We start from the raw sequence: 21,020 nt of genomic DNA, 5'->3' as shown, positions 1-21,020 counted from the left end.
CTTTCGTACAGTGTCTAGGATCTGGGCGTGAGCTCGATCTGGTCCCGTCCCACGCCGCCCCGCCGCCCGGTCCTGACCCGGGAGGCGATCGTGGCCGCCGCCATCGCCGTCGCCGACGCCGAAGGGCTGGCCGCGGTCTCGATCCGGCGAGTGGCCGCGGAGCTGGAGGCGCGGGCGATGACGCTGTACTCGTACATCGAGCGCAAGGAGGACCTGCTCGCGCTGATGCTCGACGAGGTCAGCGCCGAGGTGCTCGTCGAGGAGCCGCTGCCGTCCTCCTGGCGCGAGGCGCTGCTGCTGATGGCGCGGCGGGAGCGCGAGCTGGTGCTGCGGCATCCGTGGCGGGTGGAGCTGATCTCGCAGCGGGTGGCCGTGGGGCCCAACGCGCTGCGGCACGTGGAGCAGAAGCTGGCCGCCTTCGACGGGCTGGGGCTCGACCGGCTGACCCGGTGGCGGTTCCTGGCGGTGTTCAACGACTACATGACCGGGTTCGTGGTGCGGGAGGCGCAGGAGCGCGGGGCGCCCCGGTCGGAGGGGATCAACGAGGCGGAGCGGACGGCCGTGGCGGAGCCGTACATCAAGGAACTGGTCGAGAGCGGCGAGTTCCCGCGGCTCGCGCCGATGATCGAGCAGGGGGTACGCGGGGCGGACGACAACTTCGAACGCGGCCTCAACTGGGTCCTCGACGGCATCGAACGCGCCATCCCGGAGCGGTAGCGCCGCCCTCGCTTCCGGCCGCCGCGAAATGGGGACCGGGACACTCTGGGGATAGCCTTAGCCCCGATGAACACCGTCATCTCCACGATCGTCATCGTCGTCTCGCTGCTGCTCATGCTGGCGAGCCTGATCGTCGCCGTCCGCAACCGGCCGATGGGCATGGTGCTGCTGGTCGGGTTCGCCGTGCTCGAGGTGGCCGTGCTGGTGCAGGCGGGCTTCGTGATCGCGGCGGTGGCCGGGGGGCAGGGGCCCGCCGAGAAGGTCACGCTCTTCGGCTACGTCGGAGGCCAGGTGGTGATCCCGCCCGCAGGCGTGTTCCTGGCGCTGGCGGAGCGGAGCAGGTGGGGGTCGGCGATCCTGGTCGTGGCGGGGTTCGCGATCGCGGTGATGACGGGGCGGATGCTGCAGATCTGGGCGGGGGGCGCGTGACCGCCTCCATCAGCACCGGGCCCGGACGTGCCCTGATCGCGGTCTACGGGCTGTTCTCGCTGGCCGCCGGGGCTCGCGCGGCGGTGCAGATCGTCTCCAAGTTCGACCAGGCGCCGCTGGCGTACTCGCTGTCGGCCTTCGCGGCCGCCGTCTACATCGCCCTCACCGTCGCGCTCTGGCGCGGGGCACGGCTCCTCGCGCTGGTGGGGCTGGGGATCGAGCTGGTCGGAGTGCTGGTCATCGGCACGCTCAGCCTCCTCGACGCGGCCGCCTTCCCCGACGCGACGGTGTGGTCGGCGTACGGGAAGGGGTACGGGTTCATCCCGCTCGTGCTTCCGGTGGTGGGCCTCTACTGGGTGCTACGCCACAAACGCTGACCCCCGGTCGAGCCGTGCGTGCGCCGTCCGTTGGGCCGTCGTGCTGCCCGCAACCGACACAGCCAGGAATAAATGCATATTTCGGTCCTGTTAAGATGGCGATTCGTCCTATGACTTGATGAGTGGAGGACCGCCCCCGATGAGCGTGCTGACCCAAGAGGCACGAGGCCGTACCACCGGACCCCTCGCCTGGCTCCTCGTCCTGGGGATCGTCCTCGCCGCACTCAACCTCCGCACCGCCGTCACCAGCGTCGGCCCCCTCCTCGACCAGCTGACCGGCGCGCTGGGCATGTCGAGCGTCGGCACCGGCCTGCTCACCACCCTCCCCGTCCTCGCCTTCGCCAGCGTGGGTGCGATCACGCCCACCCTGGCCCGCCGCGTCGGCGAGCACCGCCTGCTCCTGCTCGCCCTCGTCACGCTGGGCGTCGGCATGCTGGTCAGGTCGCTCGTCGGCTCCGCCCCCGTGTTCCTGCTGAGCAGCGCCGTGGCGCTCTCCGGTGGCGCGGTCGGCAACGTGCTCATCCCCACGCTGATCAAGCGCCACTTCCCGGCCCGCACCGGGATCATGACCACCGTCTACACCACGGCCCTGGCGGTCGGCACCATGCTGGCCGCCGCCGCGACCGTGCCGATCGAGCGCGCGTCGGGCGACTGGCACATCGCGCTCGGCGTGTGGGCGGCCCTGGCCGCCGTCGCCGCCATTCCGTGGCTCGCGCTCCTGCGCAGTGAGCCGGAGCGGGACGCGGGCAGCCGGGACGCGGGCCTCCGCCGCCTGCTCGGCAGCAAGCTGGCGTGGATGATCGCGATCTACTTCGGCACCCAGTCGATGATCGCGTACATGATGTTCGGCTGGCTCGCCACCATGCTCACCGACAGCGGTTTCAGCACGTCGGAGGCCGGGGTGGTCCTCGGCGTGTTCACGGCGCTGAACATCCCGGTCTCGATCGTCGTCCCCATGGTCGCCTCCCGCTTCCGCGACCAGCGTCCCGCCGTGGTCGGGCTCGTCGCGTTCTACGCGGCCGGGTTCCTGGGGCTGTGGGCCGGGCCGGCCGACCTGGCGCTGCTCTGGGTGACGCTGGTGGCGGTGGGCATGGGGTCGTTCCCGCTGGCGCTGATGATGCTGGCCCTGCGCACCCGTACGGCGGAGGCCACGGCCGCGCTGTCGGCGTTCGGGCAGAGTGCGGGATACCTCATCGCCGGCGCCGGTCCGCTGCTGGTCGGCGTGCTGCGCGACGTGACCGGCGGATGGACGCTGCCGTACATGCTGATCTTCGTGGTGCTCGTCGTGCAGCTGTTCACCGGCCTGTACGCGGGCCGCAACCGCTACCTGGAGGACGAGCAGGCGGTCCCTGCGAGAATGACCGGATGAAGTCCACCATCGTCACCTTTCCCGACGGCCGGACCAGCGGCCGTTCCGAGATCGTCGGGGCCGTGCCGGTGGGGGACCGGCACGGTCTCGTCGTCGCCGAGACGCCGTTCCACCCCCTTGACCACACCTGGCCCGACCAGCCCGCAGACCGGGGCACGATCGGAGGCCTGCCGGTCATCGACTGCGTGACAGGGGCCCAGTCGAGCACCGGCGAGGTCTTCGTCGGCGACGCCATCCCGGTACGGCGCGGCACGGAGGGCTGGGAATGGCTGGTCGTCCACGTCACCGAGACGCCGCTGCCCGTCGGGGCGGAGGCCGAGCTCGAGGTGGACGCCGGATTCCGGGCGGCGCTCTCGGCGGGTCACACCGCCTGCCACCTGGCCGCGCTCGCCGTGAACGCGGCCCTGGCCGGCCACTGGCGTAAGGACGCCACGCCCGACCCGCTCGGGCACCCCGACTTCGACCAGACGGCGATCGTCTCGTCGCGGATCGAGCCGTACGGCAGCGTGGACGTCTACCGTCTGGGCAAGTCGTTGCGCAAGAAGGGGTTCTCCGCCGAGGGCCTGGACTTCGGGAAGGTCGCCCGGCACGCGAACGAGCAGCTCGCCGCGTGGGTGGCCGGCGACGCGCCGGTCCGGCTGGACATTCCGGGGCCGGGGCTGACCGCCCGCCGCACGTGGCACTGCTCGCTGCCGGAGGGCGAGGCGTCCATCCCGTGCGGCGGCACCCACGTGGGGAGCACGGCTGAGCTGGGACGGGTCGAGGTCGCGTTCTCGCTGGAAGAGGCCGCCCTGACCATGCGCACCACCTGCGGCGCCCCGAGCTAGCCGGTCAGCGGCTCGCCAGGAAGGCGAGCACCCGCTTCCAGACGTCCCCGCAGGCGGCCGCCACGCTGCCGAGCGGCTCTGATCGTTGTGTCAGCATGTGTTGACAAGCGGGTGCTTGTCAGCACATGCTGACACCATGGAAGTCACCGAGCTGGCCGAGGCGGCCGCCGATCGCGATCCCGGAGTGGGGCTGGCGGCCGTGGCCGCGCTCAGGGGCCTGCTGGAGGAGCTGGAGGCGACGCACGTGTCGAACGCCCGCGCCCAGGGCTGGTCGTGGGAGCAGATCGCCGACGCGCTGGGCGTTCGGCGGCAGTCGGCTCATCGCAAGCATGCTCGCAGGACGGGGAGGTAGCCGCGTGTTCGCCAGGTTCACCGAGGGGGCCCGCAGGGCCGTGGTCAAGGCCGGGATACTCGCGCTCGACGCGGGCCGGCCCGCGCTCGACGCCGATGTGCTGCTGCTGGGGGTGGCCGAGGTCCGGCCGTTCTCGCTGGCGGCGTTCACCGCCTCCGAGGCCGACGTGCGGGCGCGGGTGGACGTGCGCGACGCGCGGTCACTGCTGGCCACGTTGGGGATCGACCTCGACGCCGTGCACCGGCGCACCAGGGCGGGCCTGGACGCGCCCGGGCTGTGGAGCCTGCGCCGGTCCCGGGTGCGCCCGCTGCGGGTGACCCTGTACGGGCCACTGGGGGAGATCCCGCTGGCCATGCACTCCAGGAAGGCGATCGAGGTCGCCATGTGGCGCCCCGGGCCGGTCACGGGTGAGGACCTGCTGTGGGGACTGCTCGCCGACCACGCGAACGGCACCGCCGCGATCCTCCGGGACGCCGGGGTGGACCTGGCCGCGCTGATCCGCGAGGCCCGCGTCCCCACCCGGCGCACGGCCTGATCGCGGCGGCGTCAGACGGGCTCCAGGTGCGCGATCTTCTCGGGGTTCGCGATGAGGTAGATCGTGTCGATCTTGCCGTCCGAGATCAGCAGCGAGGCGACCGTGATCACCCGTCCACCCGCGGAGATGACCATCGCGGGGGCGTTGTTCATGGTGGCCAGCCCGATGGACAGGTCGGAGATCCCCGCCATGCCGATCGAGGCCATGAAGGCCGCGATGTTGGCGGGGGTGTTGATCGACAGCAGCCAGCGGCTGACGTTGTCGGCGCCGGTGATGACCCGCAGCGCGGCCCGGGCCTTGCCGCCGCCGTCACTGACCATCGTGACCTCACTCGCGAACAGCTCGATCAGCCCGTCGAGGTCGCCCTCGGCGGAGGCGCTGATGAACCGCTCGGTGATCCGCCGCCGCTCCTGCCTGTCCACGTCGAACCGGGGCCGCCTCTCCCGCACGTGGTCCCGCGCCCGCCGCGCGAGCTGCCTGGTCGCCGGCTCGGCCCGTCCGATGATCTCCGCGATCTCGGAGAAGGGCAGGTCGAACGCCTCCCGCAGCACGAACACGGCCCGTTCGAGCGGCGACAGCGTCTCCAGCACCAGGAGCAGCGCCAGCTCCACCGACTCGGCCAGCTCGGCGTGCTCGGCGACGTCGGGCGCCGTGCTGATCGGCTCGGGCAACCACGGCCCCACGTACGACTCCCGCCGCGACTTCGCCCACCGCAGCCGATCGATGGCCAGCCGCGAGGTCACCCTGACCAGGTACGCCTTGGGCTCTTCAACGGTCGTCTCGTCCACCCCCGACCAGCGCAACCACGCCTCCTGCACGACGTCCTCGGCGTCGGCCGCACTGCCCAGGATCCGGTACGCGACCCCGGTCAGCAGGCTTCGGTGGTCTTCAAAGGTCGGCATGAAACCATAGACGTATCACAGGCCTCTCGGTGTGACACAGGGGCTCCCGATCTCCGATACACTTGGTGATCGCAAGGGGCTATGGCGCAGTTGGTAGCGCGCCTCCATGGCATGGAGGAGGTCTGGGGTTCGAATCCCCATAGCTCCACCCTCATCAGACCGCCTCTGACCTGCCGAAACGGCTCAAGGTCGGGGGCGGTTCCGCGTCTGGGGCAGGTCAGAGCCGGGTTTTGTCGTCCATCAGCGCGATCTTCTTCAGGACGGCTGCTGACGGGACGCCCTTGGCTCCGCTGAGGTCGGCGCCGCGTAGGTCGATCTTCCCCTGGCCGCTGGGCCATTTCGCGCCGGTGAGGTCGGCCCCACGGAAGTGGGTGCCCGTGAAGTCGACGCCGCCCAGGTCGACGCCCGTGAGGTCGGCACCGTCCAGGTCCGCGTACCGGACCTTCGCGTCGATGAGGCTCGCGCCGGGAAGCCGTGCCCCGCTGAGGTCGATGTTCGTCAGGTCGGACCCGGCGAAGCTCGCCCCGGTGAGGTTCGCCCCGGACAGCGACACCCGGATCCAGGTCGAGGAGCCGATGTCCGCGTAGGAGAGGTTCGCGTGGTCGAGGAAACTGCGAACCCATCTGATGGAGCCGTCCGCCTTCTCTATGTATTCGCGGTGGCCGAAGTCGGTGTCGGTGAGGTCCGCGCCGGACAGGTCGGCGTTGACCAGCGTCAGGGCCGTGGCGCGGATGCCCGACAGGTTCACCCAGTGCTGCGCGGACCACGGCGGCCCTGTCGGCGGCGACGTGCCGGCGGGCTTGTTCCTGGCGATCACCGCGAGCGCCGCCTGGATGTCCGCCGGGATGCGCGGCTCCTTCTCCTTGGCCTTCTTCGGGGAGCGCTCGCGCACGTACGTGGCGAGCACGTCCACGACGGTCCGCTGATCGCGCGGCGAGTCGCGAGAGATCCTCTCCAGGGCGTAGATCGCGCCGACTCTCCCCTCCAGGGTGTCCGAGCCGATCTGCTCGATGGCCCGCGTGTAACGCTCGGTGATCTGGCCTTCCTGCGTGGTGTCGAGCGAGCGGGCGGTGTAGAACAGCCCCGCCGCCGTGAACAGCAGCCCCAACAGCACCCCCGACGTGGAGAGTAACTGCATTCTGTTCTGCGTGGCGAGCGCCCTGATCTCGATGCGCTCCTTCACGGGCAGTGCCTCGAACTCCGCGCGGGACACCCCCTTGATCGACGGGTCCCGGCCGTCGGAGAAGGTGCGCTCAAGACCTTCGATCAACCAGCCCGCGAGCGTGCGCATGCGCTGCATGAACCAAGTAAAGCCCGACAAGGGCCTACGTGGGGATGGTCTGCCGCACGCGTGGCCGGACGCCCGCGGCGGCAGGTCGCCCGCCTCGCGGATCCGCGGGCGTCCGGCTACGCGACCTATTCGTGGCCCGTGGATATGGCTAGGCGCCGCACATCTGGCAGGAGCAGCGAAGGCAACTCGTGTGGCCGTCGTCGTACCGGTAGATGCACATGCAGGAGTCGCAGCACCCGATCCACGTCGCGGGCAGGGCGTGGGCCTCCTTCCTGGGGACCAGCAGTCCCAGCATCGCGTCACTGACCTTGCCGAACAATCTGTTCATGGTGTACCTCCAGGTACGACGCGGATGTGTTCGGATTCGACCGTAGGGGTGCTGCCGATAGGGCTGATACACGAATGTGTATGCGTGCCCTTCGGGAAATGTCCGCTCAATGTCCGGCGGCTGACCTTGTTGCGGGCCTTTTCGTTTCCGAGGATTCGAGGTGATGACCCCTGGTTCAATGGAATTCACGGTGCTGGGCGGGCTGGCGATACGGGCGAATGGGCGGTTGCTCAGGCCTGGAGCCCCGAAACAACGCACACTCACGTCCCTTCTGCTGGTGCGGGCCAACTCGCTTGCCCCGCTTCACGAGATCACCGAGGAATTGTGGGGATCGGCTCCCCCCAAATCCGCCATCGCCAATCTCCGCACTTATGCGGCGCGGCTTCGAGCCGCGTTTCCGGCGGCGGAGCGAGATCGCCTGATCGTCCGCCCGCTCGGCTATCAACTGCGGGTCGAGGCGGCCGAACTCGACCTGAAGGCGTTCGAGGACAAGGCGGTGTCCGGTCGCGCGGCTCTCGAAAAGGGACGCGCCGAGGAAGCCCTGCGGCAATGCGAAACGGCGCTCGCCTTGTGGCGCGGGCGGCTGCTGGAGGACGTCCCCCACGGGCCGGTCATCGCCGCCCGTGAGGTCGCGATCGACGAGCAGCGCCGAGCGGTCCAGGAGGACCGCTGCGAAGCGCTGCTGCTGCTCGGCCGGCCGGCACCCGCCATCTGGCCTCTCCGTTCGCTCGTCACGGAGCTGCCGCTGCGGGAGCGGGCGTGGGCGTTGCTGATGCGCGCTCTGTACGCCGACCACGACGTCGCCGGCGCGCTCGACGCGTACGAGCAGGCCCGCATCGCGATCACCGGGTCCCTAGGGATCGAGCCGGGCGAGGAGCTGCGGAGCCTCCACCAGGCGATCCTGCGCCGGGACCTGCGCCCGCCCCGCGCGGTCGCCTCGGCCTCCCCGCCGTGCCGGCTACCGCGGAAGCCGGTCATCGTCGGGCGCGAGCCCGAACTCTCCTTTCTCACCCGGCGGCTCGGCGCCGCCGGCGGTGTGGTGGTGGTGCACGGCCCAGCGGGAGCCGGCAAGTCCTCATTGGCCCTGCACGCCGCCCATCTGGTCGCGGATCGCTATCCGGACGGCCAGCTGTACGTGGACCTGCGACCGCGCCGCCGGCCCGTGAGCGATGCCGATACCGCTCTCGCTCGATACCGGTCGCTCCTGGCGGAAGGCCGCATGCTCGTGGTGCTGGACAACGCGCCCGAGGTCGCGCACGTCCGTCCGTTCCTCGCGGCCGCCCGGCTCTGCACGTTCCTCGTCACGAGCTGTCCGATGCTCACGACGCTGGACGGCGCGCTGCACCTTCGGGTGGACAGGCTGGGACGGCAGGAAGCGCTGGCGTTCCTGGCGCACCATGTCGGTCCGGAAAGGCTGCGGGAAGATCCCGGCGCCGCCGCCGAGGTGGTACGCCTGTGCGACCGGTTACCGCTTGCCCTGCGCATCGTCGCCGCCCGGCTGGTCGCGCATCCCGGCTGGTCCGTCCGCGAGCTGCTGGAGCGGCTGGCCGACGACCGGCACCGGCTCGACGAGCTCCAGGCCGGTGACCTGTCGATGCGGGCCAGCATGTATGCGCAGGTCGAGCACCTCGTGGCAAGTGAGCACCCGATGGATCGGCTCGCCATCGAGGTGTTCCGGCAGCTCGGCTCGCTTCCCGCCGCGGAGATCAGCGCGGGGGAGGCCGCCCGGCGGCTTCATGCGCCTGCCGGGAGAATCAGCCGGGCACTGGATCGGCTGGTCGAGATGGAGCTGCTCGACTTCCACGCGCGTGACCGCTACCGGATGACGGAGCTGCCCCGGCTCCTGGCGCGGGACATCGCCACCGTGTCCCGGGGCGCCCTGAGGCTCATGCCCGGCGTTTGACCGTCGTCCCGAGCAGGCTCTCGCCGTCGAAGAAGCCCACCGTCCGGGAATCCAGGCTCCAGTCGGAGTTGTCGCCCCGCACGATGAACTTCCCGGCGGGGATGGGCGTGCCCGCGGGCCGGCTGACGGCGGTCGCCACATCGGCGGGGATGGGGTCACCGGCGATCCCCGCCACCCGTTTGATCAGCAGCAGCGGGATCGAATCCGTCGCCGCCCACCGCACCACGACGATGTCGCCCCGGCGCAGGCGGTCGACTCCGGCGCGTACCACCAGCACGCGTTCACCGCCGCTGTAGGTGGGCGCCATGCTCGTGCCGGTGATGGTCACGGCGACGAACCGGCGCCTGACGTACGCGAGGCCGAGCGCCACGGCGCCGCCGACGACGGCGAGAACCCAGCCATTCACGACGGCACGCTCTGCTCGTCGGCCCGGTATCCCCGCGCCTGCCTGGTGAACAGCCGCGCGTAGGTGCCGCCCAGCGCGAGGAGCTCCTCATGAGTTCCGTACTCGGTCACCTGCCCGTCCTCCAGCACGGCTATGGCGCTCGCGTTCGTCATGGCACCGAGCCGGTGGGACACGAGCACGCTCGTGCGGCCCGCGCGATATCGCCGCAGCCGCTGGTGGATCTCGTGTTCGGCGTCGGCGTCTAGCCCCGAGCTCGGTTCGTCGAGAATCATCAGGTCGCAGTGGTCGCGGAGCATCGCACGGGCGAGCGCGACGCGCTGCCATTGCCCGCCGGACAAATAGACTCCCGTGCTCGCGTCGGTCTTGTCGGCCTCGCTGAAGAACAGCCGCGAGAGCAGGGTCTCGTAGCCGTCGGGCAGACCGGCGAGGAGGGAATGGGCGCCCGCGTCGCGTGCGGCGGCCTCGATGCGGGGCCGGTCTTGGAGCGCGCGGACGTCACCCAGGCCGACATTCTCCGCGGCCGTCAGGTCATAGGCCATGAAGTCCTGGAAGACCGCGCTGATCCTGCTCCGCAACGTCTCCGGCGACACCTCGCGGATGTCCACGCCGTCCCAGAGGATCACGCCCCGGTCGGGGTCGTAGAACCGGCACAACAACTTGACGATCGTGCTCTTGCCCGCGCCGTTCACGCCGACCAGGCCGAGTACGGAGCCGTACGGAACGAACAGGTTGACGCCCCGCAGCGCCCAGGGATGCTCAGGCGAGTACCGGAACCAGACGTCGCGGAGCTCGATCCCCTGCCGCAGCCCCGCCAGCGGACGCCGGCGCGACGGCGCGGGGAGGTCGGGGCCGGCATTCACGACGGCCCGGTAATGGTCGAACATCAGGAGCTGGAAATGAGCCCCCGCGACCTCGGTGACCAGGCGTCCGAGCGCGAGCCCCACGCCCGCCACCGCGGCCGCGAACATCGTGACGTCGCCCACGGAAAGCTGCCCCGAGCCGGCTGCCCGGACGGCCCAGACGAGGCCGGCGCCGGACACCGTCGCGCTGACCAGGCCGAGGCCGCCCTGCGTGAGCATTTCGCGTCTGCCGGTGCGCCGCTCGGCGGCGTTCGCGGAAAGCCTGTCGGCGCGCATCAGGCCGCGCAGGTGACCGCCGATGCCGAAGAGCCGTACCTCCTTGGCGGCGTCCACGCTTCCCAGCAGGTCCCCGAAGAAGATCTCCCGCCTCTGCAGCGGCCCGATGTGCCAGAACATCTGGGCCCGCCGCCGGGACAGCAGGAATTCGGCGATCGTCATCGGAATCGCTCCCATGAGCACCGCCACGACCATCAGGGGACTGATGACGATGAGCGAGCCCAGAAAGCCGGCGACGCTGATCGCCGCCTGGACGAGGGAGAGCACCGCGGCGACGACCCGCCCCGGGGCGACCCCGCCGGACTGTTTGGCCATGCGCAGCCGGTCCAGGAAGGCGGGATCCTCGAAGCGCCCGAGTCCGGCGAAGGAGTTGACCACCGCGTACAGGCGATCATCGGCCAGCAGCGCCACGGAGCGGCCCAGCTCCTCGGTGACATATTGGGCGGCACGCGGCAGGACGGTGACGACGGCTCCCGCGGCCGCCAACCCGGCGCCGAGACCGGTCAGCGTCGTCGCGTCGGCGTGGCCGGTGGCGATCTGGTCCAGGATCAGCTTGGTCAGCCACGAGACGGCGACGGGAACGGCGCCGCTCACGACGGTGAGGCCCACGTACACCAGCAACGTCGCCGGCCCGGCCCGCCAGGCCAGGCCGAGGGCGTGGCCGACGCCCCCCAGACGAGGCAGCCGCACCGTCAGGCCGTTGCGACGTCGTGCGGCAGCAGCGCGGCGGGGGCCGACTCCGATCGGAGCACCTGCCCCGAGGAGTCCACCACCCCGAAGAGCGGGTACGCCGTCACGCCGAACCCCGTGGCGATCGGCCCGTCGGGCGCCTCGCCCACGACCCTCGCCACGGGGGTCAGCCGCTCGACGTACTCGGTGGCGCGGTCGCGTTTGCCGATGACGACCACCAGGGTGTTCTGCCGGCCGCCTGGCCACTTCTCCGCGGTTTCGACGAGGTGGGGCAGGCTTTCCTCGCACGGTTCGCAGCCGGGCGTCAGGAAGGCGACGAGGGTGTCGCCCGCGAGCAGCGCCCGCGCGACCGGCTCCCCGTCGGTCGTGGTGGCGGCGAAGTCCCCGACCTGGCTGCCCACCGGCAGAGAGGGCGCCTCGCCCGTGATCGGGGTCGCCCGGCCGGCGAGCAGCTCCGTGTGCTCGCGGAGCCGCCGGATCACACCGAACGTGAGCAGCAGATTGAGCACCGTCAGCACGCTGACGAACGCAAGGATCGCGACGAGACCTGACATGGGGGTCCTCTCCCTTTCGCCGTGGCCGGGCATCGGAACCCTAGGAACCGCGGCGATAGGCCCCGCATACGCACTCGTGTATCGGCCCGATCGGCGGCCTCTCTACGGTCGGCTCCGAGAACCGTCGGCGTTCCGCTTGGAGGCGGGAATGAACAGATTGTTCGGCAAGGTCAGCGATTTCATGCTCGGCCTGGTGGTGCCGAGGGCCGAGGCGGCGGCGTACGCTCCGCCCCCGGAGTGGATCGGGTGTTGCGACTTCCAGATCTGCAAGTTCCGGAGCGGGAGCGGCGTGATCGCGTGCGCCCAGTGCCTGGACCCGCGCTGCCGATGACCACGTAGGCGCGAAGGCCCGTCCGGACGGGCCTTCGCGCCTGTTTTGTCCCGCCTTACGGCAGGGCGGGCACGGCCGGCTCGGCGTTGGTCCAGCCGGCCTGGAGCACGGTCTGGGTCATGGTCTTGTTCGGGAACACCTTGCCGTCCTTCAAGGTCGTCTGGCTCTCGGACAGCAGGAGCATCGTGCCGGTGTCGACCACCAGGTCGGTCGTGACCTTGATCGTCTCCTCTTTCTGGCCGGTCGGCTCATAGCCGATCGAGACGACCGCGCCGGTTCTGCCGGCGCCGTCCACGGACTTTCCGCGCGAGCTGACGCCGGGCATCGTCAGCAGGGCCTGGTAGGCCGCGGCGCGGACCTCCTTCGGCGCCGGGAGCTGGTGGAGCAATATGGGCAGCGCCGAGGTGACGAACCTGTCCACGGCGTTCTCCGACACCCGTGAGACCCGCGCGGCCTGCGCGAGCCAGGACTTCAACGCGTCCGGGTTCGCGGGCAGCCGCTGGACCTCGTCGTACGTCAGCCGCTGCCCGGCCAGGAAGAACGTGTTGTCACCTCGTACGGGGGTGACGTGGCCCTTGGTGGGCGTGGTGGACAGCGACACGGTCTGGCCGTTGGCGGTGCGGGTCCACTTGGTGGGGGAGCCGTCGCGGCGCCACGCCGCGCGGTCCGCCGCGCTCTGCGGGTACGCCCCCAGCTCCCGCGATCCGACCCAGCGTCTGCCGTCGGGCGCGGTCCATTCCTCGGTGAGCGACTGCTGGACCAGCGAGTAGCGGTTCGCGCCGCTGCCGACCTGACGGGGCTCGGGGCGCTTCAGCAGCACTCTTGTATGCCAGTACGCACCCTCCGGCGGAGCCGACGCGGCGGCCGTGAGCCGGGCCTCCGGGGCCTTGGTGAGGCTCGGCAGACCCAGCAGGGCGGCGGTGCCCACGGCGGCCAGGCCGGCCCCGAGGGCGATCAGCGGCCGGGCCGGTGCGGTCGCGCGCTTCATGTGCTTCCTCCAGAAATCCGGTTCGATGTCCTCAAATACGCCCGGGCGTCGGGCAAGGTTGCCCGCGGGCGCCTGGCAACTGTTTGGAGCGGCCGAGGCGTATTAGGAGGCGTGAAACTGGACAGACAGCCGTGAGCGGCGCGGAGCATGACTTCGGCGCGTTCGTGGCCGCAAGGGCCACGACCCTGTTGCGGGTCGCCTATCTCGCCTGCGGAGACGAGGCGGAGGCGGAGGACCTGCTGCAGACGGCGCTGGAGCGTACGTACAAGAACTGGGACCGGGTGCGGCGCGACACCGTCGAGCCTTATGTGCGCCGCGTCATCATCAACACCGCCATCAGCCGGGCCCGGCGCCGGGCGATCCTGAACATCATCCCGATGCGCGTGCCGCCGGAGAGAGCGGCCCGCTCGACCGACGTCGACCTGCGTCACGTGCTCATGGACGCGCTGCGCGGCCTGCCTCCCCGGCAGCGCGCGGTGGTCGTCCTGCGGTACTGGGAGGACCTCAGCGAGACGCAGACCGCGGAGGTGCTCGGCTGCACGCTCGGCACGGTGAAGAGTCAGGCGTCGAAGGCGATGGCCAAGCTGCGGACGGCACTCGGCGAGGAAGCCGTGGAAGGAGTGATCGGGAATGCCCATGCTTGAGGACCAGCTCCGCCAGATCATGGCGGAGGAGACCGCGCGACTGCACGCCGCGCCCGACCTCGTGGAGCGGGTCGTCCGGTCCTCGCGGCGGAAGCGGATCCGCGGCCGGATCGCGACGGCGGCCACGTCGCTGGCCGTGGCCGCGGCGGTGCCCCTCTACCTGACGGTGGCCCCGGGCGCCGTGCAGACGTCCGTCGTCTCCGAGACGCCGGATCCATCCGCCTCCGAGACGCTGGGTCCGCCCGCCATCGACGACACCCCGCCGGTGCGGTCCGAGCCCCCGAACCTCGGGGACCTGGGCGACGGAAGGGCGTTCAAGCACGTCAGGGTGGGTTACCTGCCCGACGGCCTGCGGTGGTCCAACTGGTCGCTGGACTTCGGCGAGAGCTACACGACCTCGTGGAACTACGACGGCGACAAGACCGGCTTCTACTGCGTCCAGATCTACGTGTACGAGGGCAAGACCGTCCAGGAGGTCGACGACCGCGTGCAGGTGCACCGCGACGAGGGGGAGGGCGAGGAGGTGACCGTAGGCGACCGGACCGGGTACCTGATCGTCGAAGGGGTCGGCGAGGACGGCATGAAGGGCACCCCCACGCTTTTCCTGAACATGGGCGAGCAGCGGAGGGCCGAGATCATGTTCAGCCCGGTGTACGTGAAGAAATTCCGCGACGCCAAGGCCGTCGACCGCGAGCTGATCAAGATCGCCGAAGGGCTCACCGCCGTCGACTAGGGACTTGAGCTACCAGCGCAGCGGGAGGGTGGCGATGAACTCGCCGAGGCGGTCGGCGATGATCCGGTGGTCGTGGACGGACGGGTGCCAGTGGCAGCCGAGATAGTCGAGGCCGGATTCGCTGTAGTACCAGTAACGGATCCGGTCGTCGCCCCTGCTGTTGCGCTCCTGGACGATCTGCCGCGCGGTCTCGGCGAACACGGTGGTGTTGGACATGTAGGTGGCGCTGACCACGATGGTCGTGCGGGGGCCGTACCGGGCACGGAGCTTGTCGAGGAAGCCCTGGTATGCGGTGCGGTAAGCGGCCAGCAGAGTGTCCGGCGTCCACTGTTCGCCCGGGTTGATGGCGGTGGAGAAATCGTTGATGCTCAGGCCGATCACGACCAGCTGGGGATGCCAGGTACCCGGGTTCTGCCAGACGTCGCCGGCGACGTTCAGCAGGGCCCGGTCGTAGTAGGTGCGGTAGTCGGTGCCGGGGTCGCTGCCGTTGTAGTTGCGTACCATGCCGCGACCGGAGAAGGCGTTGAGCTGGTAGTCGGCGTTCAGGCGGCGCGCGGTGAGGGCGCCGAAGCTGAGGTTCGCGTCGGTGGTGCGGGCGACTTTGTCGGTGGTGCAGTCGCGGCTGTCGGAGCGGTTGCCGTAGCCGACGGTGTAGGAGTCGCCGATGAACTCGATCTGCCGGTGGCGCGCGGCGGGCCTGCCGAGGATCGCGCCGCCCGGGGCGGCGACGAAGCCGCCGAAGGCGCTCGTGGCCCACGGGCTCTCGGTGCGTTTGACCAGCCGCACGCGGTGCACGCCCCGGGTCAGGCCGTTGACCCAGTACGTGGTCCGGCCCGGGGTCACCAGGGTGGCGACGGTCGAGCCGTCGACCTCGACCTCGTAGTCGTTGTCGGAGTCGTCGAGGACGATCCCGACGCCGGTGCCGCGGAAGCGGCCCTCGAAGTAGACGCCGGGCCAGCTGTACTGGAGGAAGTCCCCGCCGGCCTTGACGCGTCCGGCGGTGTGCACCTTGGCGAGGGCGCCGGACAAGGGGGTCGCGCTCGCGACGCCGGGCAGCACCAGGGCGCCCGTCAACGCGGCCAGGACTACGGTCACACGCACAGTTCGCACGGCTTCTCCTTCGCGGCTGGGCGATTGTAACGAGCGCTTGCCCGGACGCCGCAAGATCTGATTCCGCCCCCTGTGCGCCGACCTGGCCTTTCGCCGTCAGCCCGGTGAACGGATCCTGAAACTAACCACACTCTCCCGAATCCGGCGGCCCGAATAGGCTGGAAAGCGTCGACTTTATGCAGGGGAGTCCCATAAGTGGTGAGCATCGCTCAGGAGACGTCGTTCGACGAGGCCGAGATCTACGAGCTGTACGACTCGGTTGGCTGGCAGCCCTGGACCCGCGACATCGCCAAGGTGTGCCGGAGCCTGGTGAACTCGCATCTCGTCCTCGTCGCCAGGGACGCGGACGGGCGGCTGCTCGGCCTGGCCCGGACGGTGTCCGATGACGAGATGGTCTGCTACGTGCAGGAACTGCTCGTCAACAAGAGGTTCCACGGCCAGGGGATCGGCCGGCTGCTGCTGGAGCGGCTGAAGGAGCGGTACGCGCACTGCCGCTACTTCGTGCTGACCACCGACCACGAGTCCACCCCAGAAGGGGTCGCCAACCATGCCTTCTACCGGCGGATGGGCCTGATCGAGCACCACGAGCAGGGGCTGTCGGCCTTCGGGCTGAAGGTCGACAACTCCTGAGCGGCCCCGTCACTTGGCGAGCACGTCCAGGTAGTGCTGGTTGTACATGACGCCGAGGATGTTGCCGAACGGGTCGATCACGGACGCGGTGACGAACCCCTCGCCGTGCTGCCTGATCCCCTGGTGCTCCTTGGCCCCCAGGGCGACGAGCCGGTCGAGGGCGGCCTCCAGGTCGTCCACGTGCCAGTACGTGATCGAGCCGGCGGGCCCGTCGGTCGCGCCCGCCGGGGCATAACGGGCGTCGATGATGCCCAGCTCGTGCTGGTGGTCGCCGACGCGGAACTCGATGTAGCCCGGCACCTGGTAGTAGGGCTCGATACCGAGCAGCTCGGTGTACCAGGCCTTGGCCGCCTCGAGGTCGGCTGCGTAGAAGCTGATCGTGGCGAATCCGCGGAGCATCTGTGTGGTCCTTCCTTCCGGGTGATGTCTATGATTCTTCCGGTCAAAGTGCTCATCCAATGAGCACTTTAATGAGGAGAATTTCCAGCCATGCGAGCCGATCGACTTGTGGCCGTCCTGCTGCTCATGCAGTCGCGCGGCCGGGTGACCGCGGCCGAGCTGGCCGCGGAGCTGGAAGTGTCCGTGGCCACCGCGCGCCGGGACCTCGAAGCGCTGTCCGCGGCGGGCGTGCCGGTATATCCGCAGGCCGGGCGCGGGGGCGGCTGGTCCCTGCTGGGCGGCGCCAGGACCGACCTCAGCGGCCTCACCGCCAACGAGGCCGAGGCGCTGTTCCTGCTGGCCGGCCCGGCCGCGGCCGCCACACCCGAGGTCAAGTCCGCGCTGCGCAAGCTGGTGCGGGCCCTGCCCCAGACGTTCAGGGACGACGCCGAGGCCGCCGCCGACGCCGTGGTGATCGACCCCACCGGCTGGGGCGAGCGCGACCCCGACCGGCCCGAGCTGGTGCGGGTCCTGCAGAGCGCCACCGTGAGACGCCGCAAGGTCAGGCTCGGGTACGAGGGCCGCTCCGGCGAACGTACGCACCGGCTCGTCGACCCCTGGGGTCTGGTGGACAAGGACGACGTCTGGTACCTGATCGCCGGCACCGAGGCCGGGCAGCGCACGTTCCGCGTGGACCGGATCGCCGAGGCCGAGGTGACGGAGCTGACCTTCGAGCGGCCGGAGGGGTTCGTGCTGTCGGAGGCGTGGGAGAAGGTCGTGGACGAGATGGAGCGGCGGCGCTCGCTCCTGTCCGCGACCGTGCTCATCGCCGAGCGGTTCCTGCCGGTGCTGCGCCACCAGTTCGGGCGCCACTGCGAGGTCGAACGCGTCGAGGAGGACGGGCGGGTCAGGGCACGCGTGGCGGCGCCCATGGCGTTGTCGATCGCCGAGCAGCTGGCCGGATGGGGCGCGACGGTGGAGGTCGTGGAGCCGGAGGAGGTCAGGGTCCAGCTGGCCAGGATCGGGTCCGAGCTCGTGGAGCGCTACCGCGTCTGAGCTGTGAGGGCCTGAGCCGTCAGGGGAGCGTGGCCGACAGGGCCGCGTGTTCCCACCGGATCTGCTCCCACGCCTGCTCCACGTGCCGCCGCTCCGTCGCCACGCCGCCGATGGCCATCCGCAGCACCACCCGGTCATCGATCCTGGTGTGCGTCATGTACATGGACCCGCCGGCGTTGAGCAGCTCCAGCAGCCGCATCGTGGCCCGGTCCGCCTCGTCCGCCGCCAGGCCCGGCCACACCGGGCGGAAGCACACGAGCCCGAGCGGGTGCGGCTCGTGCACCTCGAAGCCCGGGTCCGCGGAGATCCACGACGCCAGCTCCTGCGCCAGCGCCACCCCCTTGCGAATGTGCGCGCGCAGCCCCTCGGCCCCGTACCAGCGGATCACCGACCACAGCTTCAACGCCCTGAAGCGCCGGCCCAGCGGCACCTGCCAGTCCCGGTAGTCGACGACGGAGCCGGTCGCGGTGGCGGGGTTCCTGAGGAACTCGGGCATGACCGACAGCGCGTCGAGCAGCGGGGCGCGGTCGGCCGTCCAGAGCACGGTGCAGTCGAAGTTGGTCAGCAGCCATTTGTGCGGGTTCGTGGAGTAGGAGTCGGCGTACTCGGCCACGCCCTCGTTCAGCCACCGGAGCTCGGGGCAGATCGCCGCGACCCCGGCGTAGGCCGCGTCCACGTGCAGCCAGATCCCGCGTTCGCGGCACAGCTCGCCGATCGCGGGCACCGGGTCGACGGCGGTGGCGGAGGTGGTGCCGACGGTGGCGCACACCATGGCCGGCACGGCGCCGTCCGCTTCGTCCTGGTCCAGCAGGGTCCGCAGGTGGCCGGGGTCCATGGCCAGCGTACGGGGATCGACGTCCACCACCCGTACGCCGGCCGCCCCCAGCCCCGTGATCCGGGCCGCCCGCTCCAGCGACGAGTGCGTCTGGGACGACACGTAGATCGTGTACCTCCGGGTGACGCCGTCGGAGGCGACCCGGCCGCCGCTCGCCCGGTGCAGCGCGGCCAGCAGCGCGACCAGGCAGGCGCTCGACGCCGAGTCCTGGATGACGCCGCCGCCCGCCCGGTCCGTACGGAAATGCTCCGGCAGGCCGAGCAGCCCGGCCAGCCAGTCGACCATCACCGTCTCCAGCTCCGTGCACGCCGGGCTGGTCACCCAGAGCATGCCCTGCACGCCGAGCCCGCCGGACAGCAGGTCGCCCAGGATGGCAGGGCCGCTGGCGTTGGAGGGGAAGTAGGCGAAGAAGCCGGGATGCTGCCAGTGCGTGATGCCGGGCAGCAGGATCCGCCCCAGGTCCGACAGCACGGCCTCGAAAGGCTCGCCGTGCTCGGGCGCCGCGGCCGGCAGCGCGCGGCGGATGTCCCCCGGTCTCACCTGGGACATCACGGGATGGGACTCGATGCCGGCGAGATAGTCCGCGATCCAGTCGACGACCTGCCTGCCGTGGCGGCGGAACTCCTCGGGGCTCATGTGATCGCTCATCCGCCCACTCTGATCGCCTGGCGGGCGTCGGGAAAGGGGACGGGCCGGAGGCTTTGCCGCCTCCGGCCCGTCTATGTCGAGCGGTCGATCGACCGCCTTGGGTCAGTAATGTCCGCGGTGGCGCCGGCCGCCGAACGACTTGCCGAGGTGGAAGCCGCCGGGCAGGTGCACGGAGACGTGGCGGCGGCCGTCGGGAGTGGTCGTGACGTGGAAGCGGCGGTTGCCGTAGCTGTGGCCGACGCCGCGACGTGACAGGTTGATCCGGAACGGGCCCACCTTGATGGTCTTGCGGTAGTGCCAGCCCATGTCCCTCCTTCGCCGTTTGTGCGCTCACCCTGACAACGGACGGGGCCGCCGTCAGGTTCCGGCGAGTACTCGGGCCAGGGCTTCGAGGGCGTGCGGGTAGGCGCGTTCGGACGCGGCGGCGTACCCGATGAGCAGGCCGCCGGGGCCGTCGCCGCGCCAGAGCGGGGAGGCGGCGCGCAGCGCGATGCCCCTGCGCTCGCACTCGGCCAGCAGGTCCCCTTCGGCGGGACCCTCCTCCGGGAGCCGGAGGAGCGCGCGCAGCCCCGCGGCCACCCCGGGCAGGGCGACGCCGGGCAGCGGCTGGCCGGGCCCGGGGCCGAGCCGGGCGAGCAGCAGCTCGCGGCGGCGGCGGTAGCGCAGGCGGGCGGCGCGGATGTGGCGGTCGTAGTCGTGGGTCTCGATCAGCCTCGCCAGCACGAGCTGGCCGAGCACCTCGGTGTGGGTGTCGGTGTGCAGCTTGGCCTCGGCCACGGGGCCGATCAAGGAGGGCGGCACCACCATCCAGCCCAGGCGCAGGGCCGGGGCGAGGGACTCGGAGGTGGTGCCGACGTACACGACCCGATCGGGCGCGGTCCCCTGGAACGCGCCGACCGGCTGCCGGTCGTAGCGGAACTCCCCGTCGTAGTCGTCCTCCACGACGAGCCCGCCCCACTCGCGCAGCGCGCGGCGGCGGGCGGGGTGCAGGGGCACGCCCGTGGGGTACTGGTGCGCGGGCGTGACGACGGCCGCCGCCGTGGCGCCGGTGAGGGTGTCCACCTGGGCGCCCAGCCCGTCCACGGGCAGCGGTACGGTCTCGCGCCCGGCACGGCGCAGCACCTCGCGGTAGAAGTCGTGCCCCGGCTCCTCCGTGGCGATCGGGCCGTCGATCACCTGGACGAGCAGGTTGAGCGCCTGGACGAACCCCGTCGTGACCACGATCAGGTCCGGCGTGGTGATCACCCCGCGCGTCCTGGCGAGGTAGCCGGCCAGCGCCGCCCGCAGCTCGATCCGGCCGCGCGGGTCGCACGGGCCGAGGACCTCGGCGGGTGCTGTGGAGAGCACGTGCCGGGTGGCCCGCAACCACGCCCGCGCCGGAAACGCCGACACGTCGGGCTGCCCGGGCCGCAGGTCATGCAGCGGCGTCGCGGGGGGTCCGGCCGGCAGCCGTAGGTCATACCCCAGCCCGGGGGAGGGCTCGGACGTCGGCCGCAGGTTGTGGCCCGGCCCCGGGAAGGGCTCGGACGGCGGTTCCGGACGGGTCGGCGTGGTGGGGGACACGTCGGCGACCTCGGTGGCCGAGCCCGGCCGGGTGGCCAGGTAGCCCTCGGCGACGAGCTGGTCGTAGGCCGCGCTCACCGTGCCGCGCGACAGCCCCAGCTCCGCCGCCAGCGACCGCGTCGAAGGCAGCCGCGTGCCGCGCGGCAGCCGCCCGTCCCGGACCGCCTGCCGCAGCGCCTCCTCCAGCCCGCGCCGCCGCCCGCCGCCGGTGGAGACCTCCAGATGCAGGTCCACCCCGAAACCGGCCCAATCTTTCCGCACAGAACCGGATCTTACGCATGGTCCGGT

At 71.0% G+C, this 21,020-nt stretch carries 25 protein-coding genes and 1 tRNA gene; 14 read left to right on the top strand and 12 right to left on the bottom strand.

The features are described from left to right. The first annotated feature begins 27 nt into the window (after nucleotides 1-27). The 7 genes from ACIHFD_RS46100 (at nucleotide 28) to ACIHFD_RS46070 (ending at nucleotide 4,606) form a co-directional block, all read left to right on the top strand. Nucleotides 28-717: a TetR/AcrR family transcriptional regulator gene (locus ACIHFD_RS46100; protein WP_397372286.1), complete on the top strand. Its 690-nt coding sequence runs from the start codon at nucleotides 28-30 to the stop codon at nucleotides 715-717. 66 nt (nucleotides 718-783) lie between these two features. Then, nucleotides 784-1,146: a hypothetical protein gene (locus ACIHFD_RS46095; RefSeq protein ID WP_350740632.1), complete on the top strand. Its 363-nt coding sequence runs from the start codon at nucleotides 784-786 to the stop codon at nucleotides 1,144-1,146. After that, on the top strand, nucleotides 1,143-1,523 hold the full coding sequence (locus ACIHFD_RS46090) for a hypothetical protein (protein ID WP_355204913.1): 381 nt from the start codon (nucleotides 1,143-1,145) through the stop codon (nucleotides 1,521-1,523). The genes ACIHFD_RS46095 and ACIHFD_RS46090 overlap by 4 nt, the downstream gene beginning before the upstream one ends. A 139-nt stretch (nucleotides 1,524-1,662) precedes the next feature. Continuing rightward, nucleotides 1,663-2,892 (top strand): CynX/NimT family MFS transporter, encoded by a 1,230-nt coding sequence (locus tag ACIHFD_RS46085; RefSeq protein WP_397372285.1) that lies wholly within the window; start codon nucleotides 1,663-1,665, stop codon nucleotides 2,890-2,892. Continuing rightward, a complete protein-coding gene (locus tag ACIHFD_RS46080; protein ID WP_397372284.1) occupies nucleotides 2,889-3,719 on the top strand; it encodes a metal-dependent hydrolase in 831 nt (276 codons plus the stop codon). Before ACIHFD_RS46085 ends, ACIHFD_RS46080 begins: the two co-directional genes overlap by 4 nt. Nucleotides 3,720-3,855: 136 nt before the next feature. Next, the gene (locus tag ACIHFD_RS46075; RefSeq protein ID WP_350740620.1) at nucleotides 3,856-4,071 is read left to right on the top strand and encodes a helix-turn-helix domain-containing protein; all 216 of its coding nucleotides are present in this window, start codon (nucleotides 3,856-3,858) and stop codon (nucleotides 4,069-4,071) included. A 4-nt stretch (nucleotides 4,072-4,075) separates the two neighbouring features. Next, nucleotides 4,076-4,606, top strand: a complete 531-nt coding sequence (locus tag ACIHFD_RS46070; RefSeq protein ID WP_397372283.1) for a Clp protease N-terminal domain-containing protein — start codon at nucleotides 4,076-4,078, stop codon at nucleotides 4,604-4,606. Between the two features lie 11 nt (nucleotides 4,607-4,617). Here the strand turns inward: ACIHFD_RS46070 and sigJ are convergent, their stop codons facing one another. After that, nucleotides 4,618-5,508 carry an RNA polymerase sigma factor SigJ gene (gene sigJ, locus ACIHFD_RS46065; RefSeq protein WP_397372282.1) on the bottom strand — a complete coding sequence of 297 codons (891 nt, stop codon included), beginning with the start codon at nucleotides 5,506-5,508 and terminating at the stop codon, nucleotides 4,618-4,620. 75 nt (nucleotides 5,509-5,583) lie between these two features. Here sigJ and ACIHFD_RS46060 point away from each other — a divergent pair. Continuing rightward, nucleotides 5,584-5,656 (top strand) — tRNA-Ala (locus ACIHFD_RS46060). Between the two features lie 69 nt (nucleotides 5,657-5,725). On the opposite strand, the gene ACIHFD_RS46055 is transcribed toward ACIHFD_RS46060, so the two are convergent. Beyond that, nucleotides 5,726-6,808, bottom strand: a complete 1,083-nt coding sequence (locus tag ACIHFD_RS46055; protein ID WP_397372281.1) for a pentapeptide repeat-containing protein — start codon at nucleotides 6,806-6,808, stop codon at nucleotides 5,726-5,728. Nucleotides 6,809-6,947: 139 nt separating this feature from the next. Next, complete coding sequence (locus ACIHFD_RS46050; RefSeq protein ID WP_350740609.1) at nucleotides 6,948-7,127, bottom strand: hypothetical protein; 180 nt, start codon at nucleotides 7,125-7,127, stop codon at nucleotides 6,948-6,950. 277 nt (nucleotides 7,128-7,404) lie between these two features. Between ACIHFD_RS46050 and ACIHFD_RS46045 the strand changes: the two genes are divergently transcribed. Then, the gene (locus tag ACIHFD_RS46045) at nucleotides 7,405-9,030 is read left to right on the top strand and encodes a BTAD domain-containing putative transcriptional regulator (protein ID WP_397372280.1); all 1,626 of its coding nucleotides are present in this window, start codon (nucleotides 7,405-7,407) and stop codon (nucleotides 9,028-9,030) included. Here ACIHFD_RS46045 and ACIHFD_RS46040 read toward each other — a convergent pair. The 3 genes from ACIHFD_RS46040 to ACIHFD_RS46030 are packed head-to-tail and all read right to left on the bottom strand — an operon-like array spanning nucleotide 9,014 to nucleotide 11,816. Continuing rightward, the gene (locus ACIHFD_RS46040; RefSeq protein WP_397372279.1) at nucleotides 9,014-9,436 is read right to left on the bottom strand and encodes a S26 family signal peptidase; all 423 of its coding nucleotides are present in this window, start codon (nucleotides 9,434-9,436) and stop codon (nucleotides 9,014-9,016) included. The genes ACIHFD_RS46045 and ACIHFD_RS46040 overlap by 17 nt on opposite strands. After that, nucleotides 9,433-11,262 (bottom strand): ABC transporter ATP-binding protein, encoded by a 1,830-nt coding sequence (locus tag ACIHFD_RS46035; protein ID WP_397372278.1) that lies wholly within the window; start codon nucleotides 11,260-11,262, stop codon nucleotides 9,433-9,435. Before ACIHFD_RS46035 ends, ACIHFD_RS46040 begins: the two co-directional genes overlap by 4 nt. A 2-nt stretch (nucleotides 11,263-11,264) precedes the next feature. Beyond that, nucleotides 11,265-11,816, bottom strand: a complete 552-nt coding sequence (locus tag ACIHFD_RS46030) for a TlpA family protein disulfide reductase (protein ID WP_397372277.1) — start codon at nucleotides 11,814-11,816, stop codon at nucleotides 11,265-11,267. A 148-nt stretch (nucleotides 11,817-11,964) separates the two neighbouring features. Between ACIHFD_RS46030 and ACIHFD_RS46025 the strand changes: the two genes are divergently transcribed. Continuing rightward, nucleotides 11,965-12,147, top strand: coding sequence for a hypothetical protein (locus ACIHFD_RS46025; protein WP_185078139.1), 183 nt, complete (start codon nucleotides 11,965-11,967; stop codon nucleotides 12,145-12,147). A 55-nt stretch (nucleotides 12,148-12,202) separates the two neighbouring features. On the opposite strand, the gene ACIHFD_RS46020 is transcribed toward ACIHFD_RS46025, so the two are convergent. Further along, complete coding sequence (locus ACIHFD_RS46020; protein WP_397372276.1) at nucleotides 12,203-13,135, bottom strand: hypothetical protein; 933 nt, start codon at nucleotides 13,133-13,135, stop codon at nucleotides 12,203-12,205. Between the two features lie 131 nt (nucleotides 13,136-13,266). Between ACIHFD_RS46020 and ACIHFD_RS46015 the strand changes: the two genes are divergently transcribed. Beyond that, on the top strand, nucleotides 13,267-13,779 hold the full coding sequence (locus ACIHFD_RS46015) for a SigE family RNA polymerase sigma factor (protein WP_397372275.1): 513 nt from the start codon (nucleotides 13,267-13,269) through the stop codon (nucleotides 13,777-13,779). Beyond that, entirely contained in the window at nucleotides 13,766-14,512 is a 747-nt protein-coding gene (locus ACIHFD_RS46010; RefSeq protein ID WP_397372274.1) for a hypothetical protein, read from the top strand. Before ACIHFD_RS46015 ends, ACIHFD_RS46010 begins: the two co-directional genes overlap by 14 nt. A gap of 9 nt (nucleotides 14,513-14,521) precedes the next feature. Here ACIHFD_RS46010 and ACIHFD_RS46005 read toward each other — a convergent pair whose 3' ends face one another. Next, nucleotides 14,522-15,622: an SGNH/GDSL hydrolase family protein gene (locus tag ACIHFD_RS46005; RefSeq protein ID WP_397372273.1), complete on the bottom strand. Its 1,101-nt coding sequence runs from the start codon at nucleotides 15,620-15,622 to the stop codon at nucleotides 14,522-14,524. Between the two features lie 198 nt (nucleotides 15,623-15,820). On the opposite strand from ACIHFD_RS46005, the gene ACIHFD_RS46000 reads away from it, so the two are divergent. Next, a complete protein-coding gene (locus ACIHFD_RS46000) occupies nucleotides 15,821-16,252 on the top strand; it encodes a GNAT family N-acetyltransferase (protein ID WP_397372272.1) in 432 nt (143 codons plus the stop codon). A gap of 9 nt (nucleotides 16,253-16,261) precedes the next feature. Here ACIHFD_RS46000 and ACIHFD_RS45995 read toward each other — a convergent pair whose 3' ends face one another. Beyond that, nucleotides 16,262-16,651, bottom strand: a complete 390-nt coding sequence (locus ACIHFD_RS45995) for a VOC family protein (RefSeq protein WP_397372271.1) — start codon at nucleotides 16,649-16,651, stop codon at nucleotides 16,262-16,264. A 90-nt stretch (nucleotides 16,652-16,741) separates the two neighbouring features. Here ACIHFD_RS45995 and ACIHFD_RS45990 point away from each other — a divergent pair, with 90 nt between their 5' ends. Then, on the top strand, nucleotides 16,742-17,686 hold the full coding sequence (locus ACIHFD_RS45990; RefSeq protein WP_397372270.1) for a helix-turn-helix transcriptional regulator: 945 nt from the start codon (nucleotides 16,742-16,744) through the stop codon (nucleotides 17,684-17,686). 19 nt (nucleotides 17,687-17,705) lie between these two features. Here ACIHFD_RS45990 and ACIHFD_RS45985 read toward each other — a convergent pair whose 3' ends face one another. The 3 genes from ACIHFD_RS45985 to ACIHFD_RS45975 form a co-directional block, all read right to left on the bottom strand. Continuing rightward, nucleotides 17,706-19,169, bottom strand: coding sequence for a pyridoxal-dependent decarboxylase (locus ACIHFD_RS45985; RefSeq protein WP_397372269.1), 1,464 nt, complete (start codon nucleotides 19,167-19,169; stop codon nucleotides 17,706-17,708). Between the two features lie 102 nt (nucleotides 19,170-19,271). Then, on the bottom strand, nucleotides 19,272-19,475 hold the full coding sequence (locus ACIHFD_RS45980; protein ID WP_355204864.1) for a DUF4236 domain-containing protein: 204 nt from the start codon (nucleotides 19,473-19,475) through the stop codon (nucleotides 19,272-19,274). 51 nt (nucleotides 19,476-19,526) lie between these two features. Next, nucleotides 19,527-20,993, bottom strand: a complete 1,467-nt coding sequence (locus tag ACIHFD_RS45975; protein ID WP_397372268.1) for a PLP-dependent aminotransferase family protein — start codon at nucleotides 20,991-20,993, stop codon at nucleotides 19,527-19,529. Between the last annotated feature and the right edge of the window lie 27 nt (nucleotides 20,994-21,020).

The sequence above is a fragment of the Nonomuraea sp. NPDC051941 genome (assembly GCF_044593615.1).
This window is presented reverse-complemented; position numbering and strand designations above follow the sequence as displayed.

Bases quoted from the DNA above. Each gene is read 5' to 3' on its own strand.
- ACIHFD_RS46085 (WP_397372285.1), top strand. From the start codon at position 1,663: ATGAGCGTGCTGACCCAAGAGGCACGAGGCCGTACCACCGGACCCCTC.
- ACIHFD_RS46080 (WP_397372284.1), top strand. From the start codon at position 2,889: ATGAAGTCCACCATCGTCACCTTTCCCGACGGCCGGACCAGCGGCCGT.
- ACIHFD_RS46055 (WP_397372281.1), bottom strand. From the start codon at position 6,808: ATGCAGCGCATGCGCACGCTCGCGGGCTGGTTGATCGAAGGTCTTGAG.
- ACIHFD_RS46025 (WP_185078139.1), top strand. From the start codon at position 11,965: ATGAACAGATTGTTCGGCAAGGTCAGCGATTTCATGCTCGGCCTGGTG.
- ACIHFD_RS45990 (WP_397372270.1), top strand. From the start codon at position 16,742: ATGCGAGCCGATCGACTTGTGGCCGTCCTGCTGCTCATGCAGTCGCGC.
- ACIHFD_RS45985 (WP_397372269.1), bottom strand. From the start codon at position 19,169: ATGAGCGATCACATGAGCCCCGAGGAGTTCCGCCGCCACGGCAGGCAG.
- ACIHFD_RS45995 (WP_397372271.1), bottom strand. From the start codon at position 16,651: ATGCTCCGCGGATTCGCCACGATCAGCTTCTACGCAGCCGACCTCGAG.
- ACIHFD_RS46050 (WP_350740609.1), bottom strand. From the start codon at position 7,127: ATGAACAGATTGTTCGGCAAGGTCAGTGACGCGATGCTGGGACTGCTG.
- ACIHFD_RS46020 (WP_397372276.1), bottom strand. From the start codon at position 13,135: ATGAAGCGCGCGACCGCACCGGCCCGGCCGCTGATCGCCCTCGGGGCC.
- ACIHFD_RS45980 (WP_355204864.1), bottom strand. From the start codon at position 19,475: ATGGGCTGGCACTACCGCAAGACCATCAAGGTGGGCCCGTTCCGGATC.
- ACIHFD_RS46010 (WP_397372274.1), top strand. From the start codon at position 13,766: ATGCCCATGCTTGAGGACCAGCTCCGCCAGATCATGGCGGAGGAGACC.
- ACIHFD_RS46030 (WP_397372277.1), bottom strand. From the start codon at position 11,816: ATGTCAGGTCTCGTCGCGATCCTTGCGTTCGTCAGCGTGCTGACGGTG.
- ACIHFD_RS46095 (WP_350740632.1), top strand. From the start codon at position 784: ATGAACACCGTCATCTCCACGATCGTCATCGTCGTCTCGCTGCTGCTC.
- sigJ (WP_397372282.1), bottom strand. From the start codon at position 5,508: ATGCCGACCTTTGAAGACCACCGAAGCCTGCTGACCGGGGTCGCGTAC.
- ACIHFD_RS46075 (WP_350740620.1), top strand. From the start codon at position 3,856: ATGGAAGTCACCGAGCTGGCCGAGGCGGCCGCCGATCGCGATCCCGGA.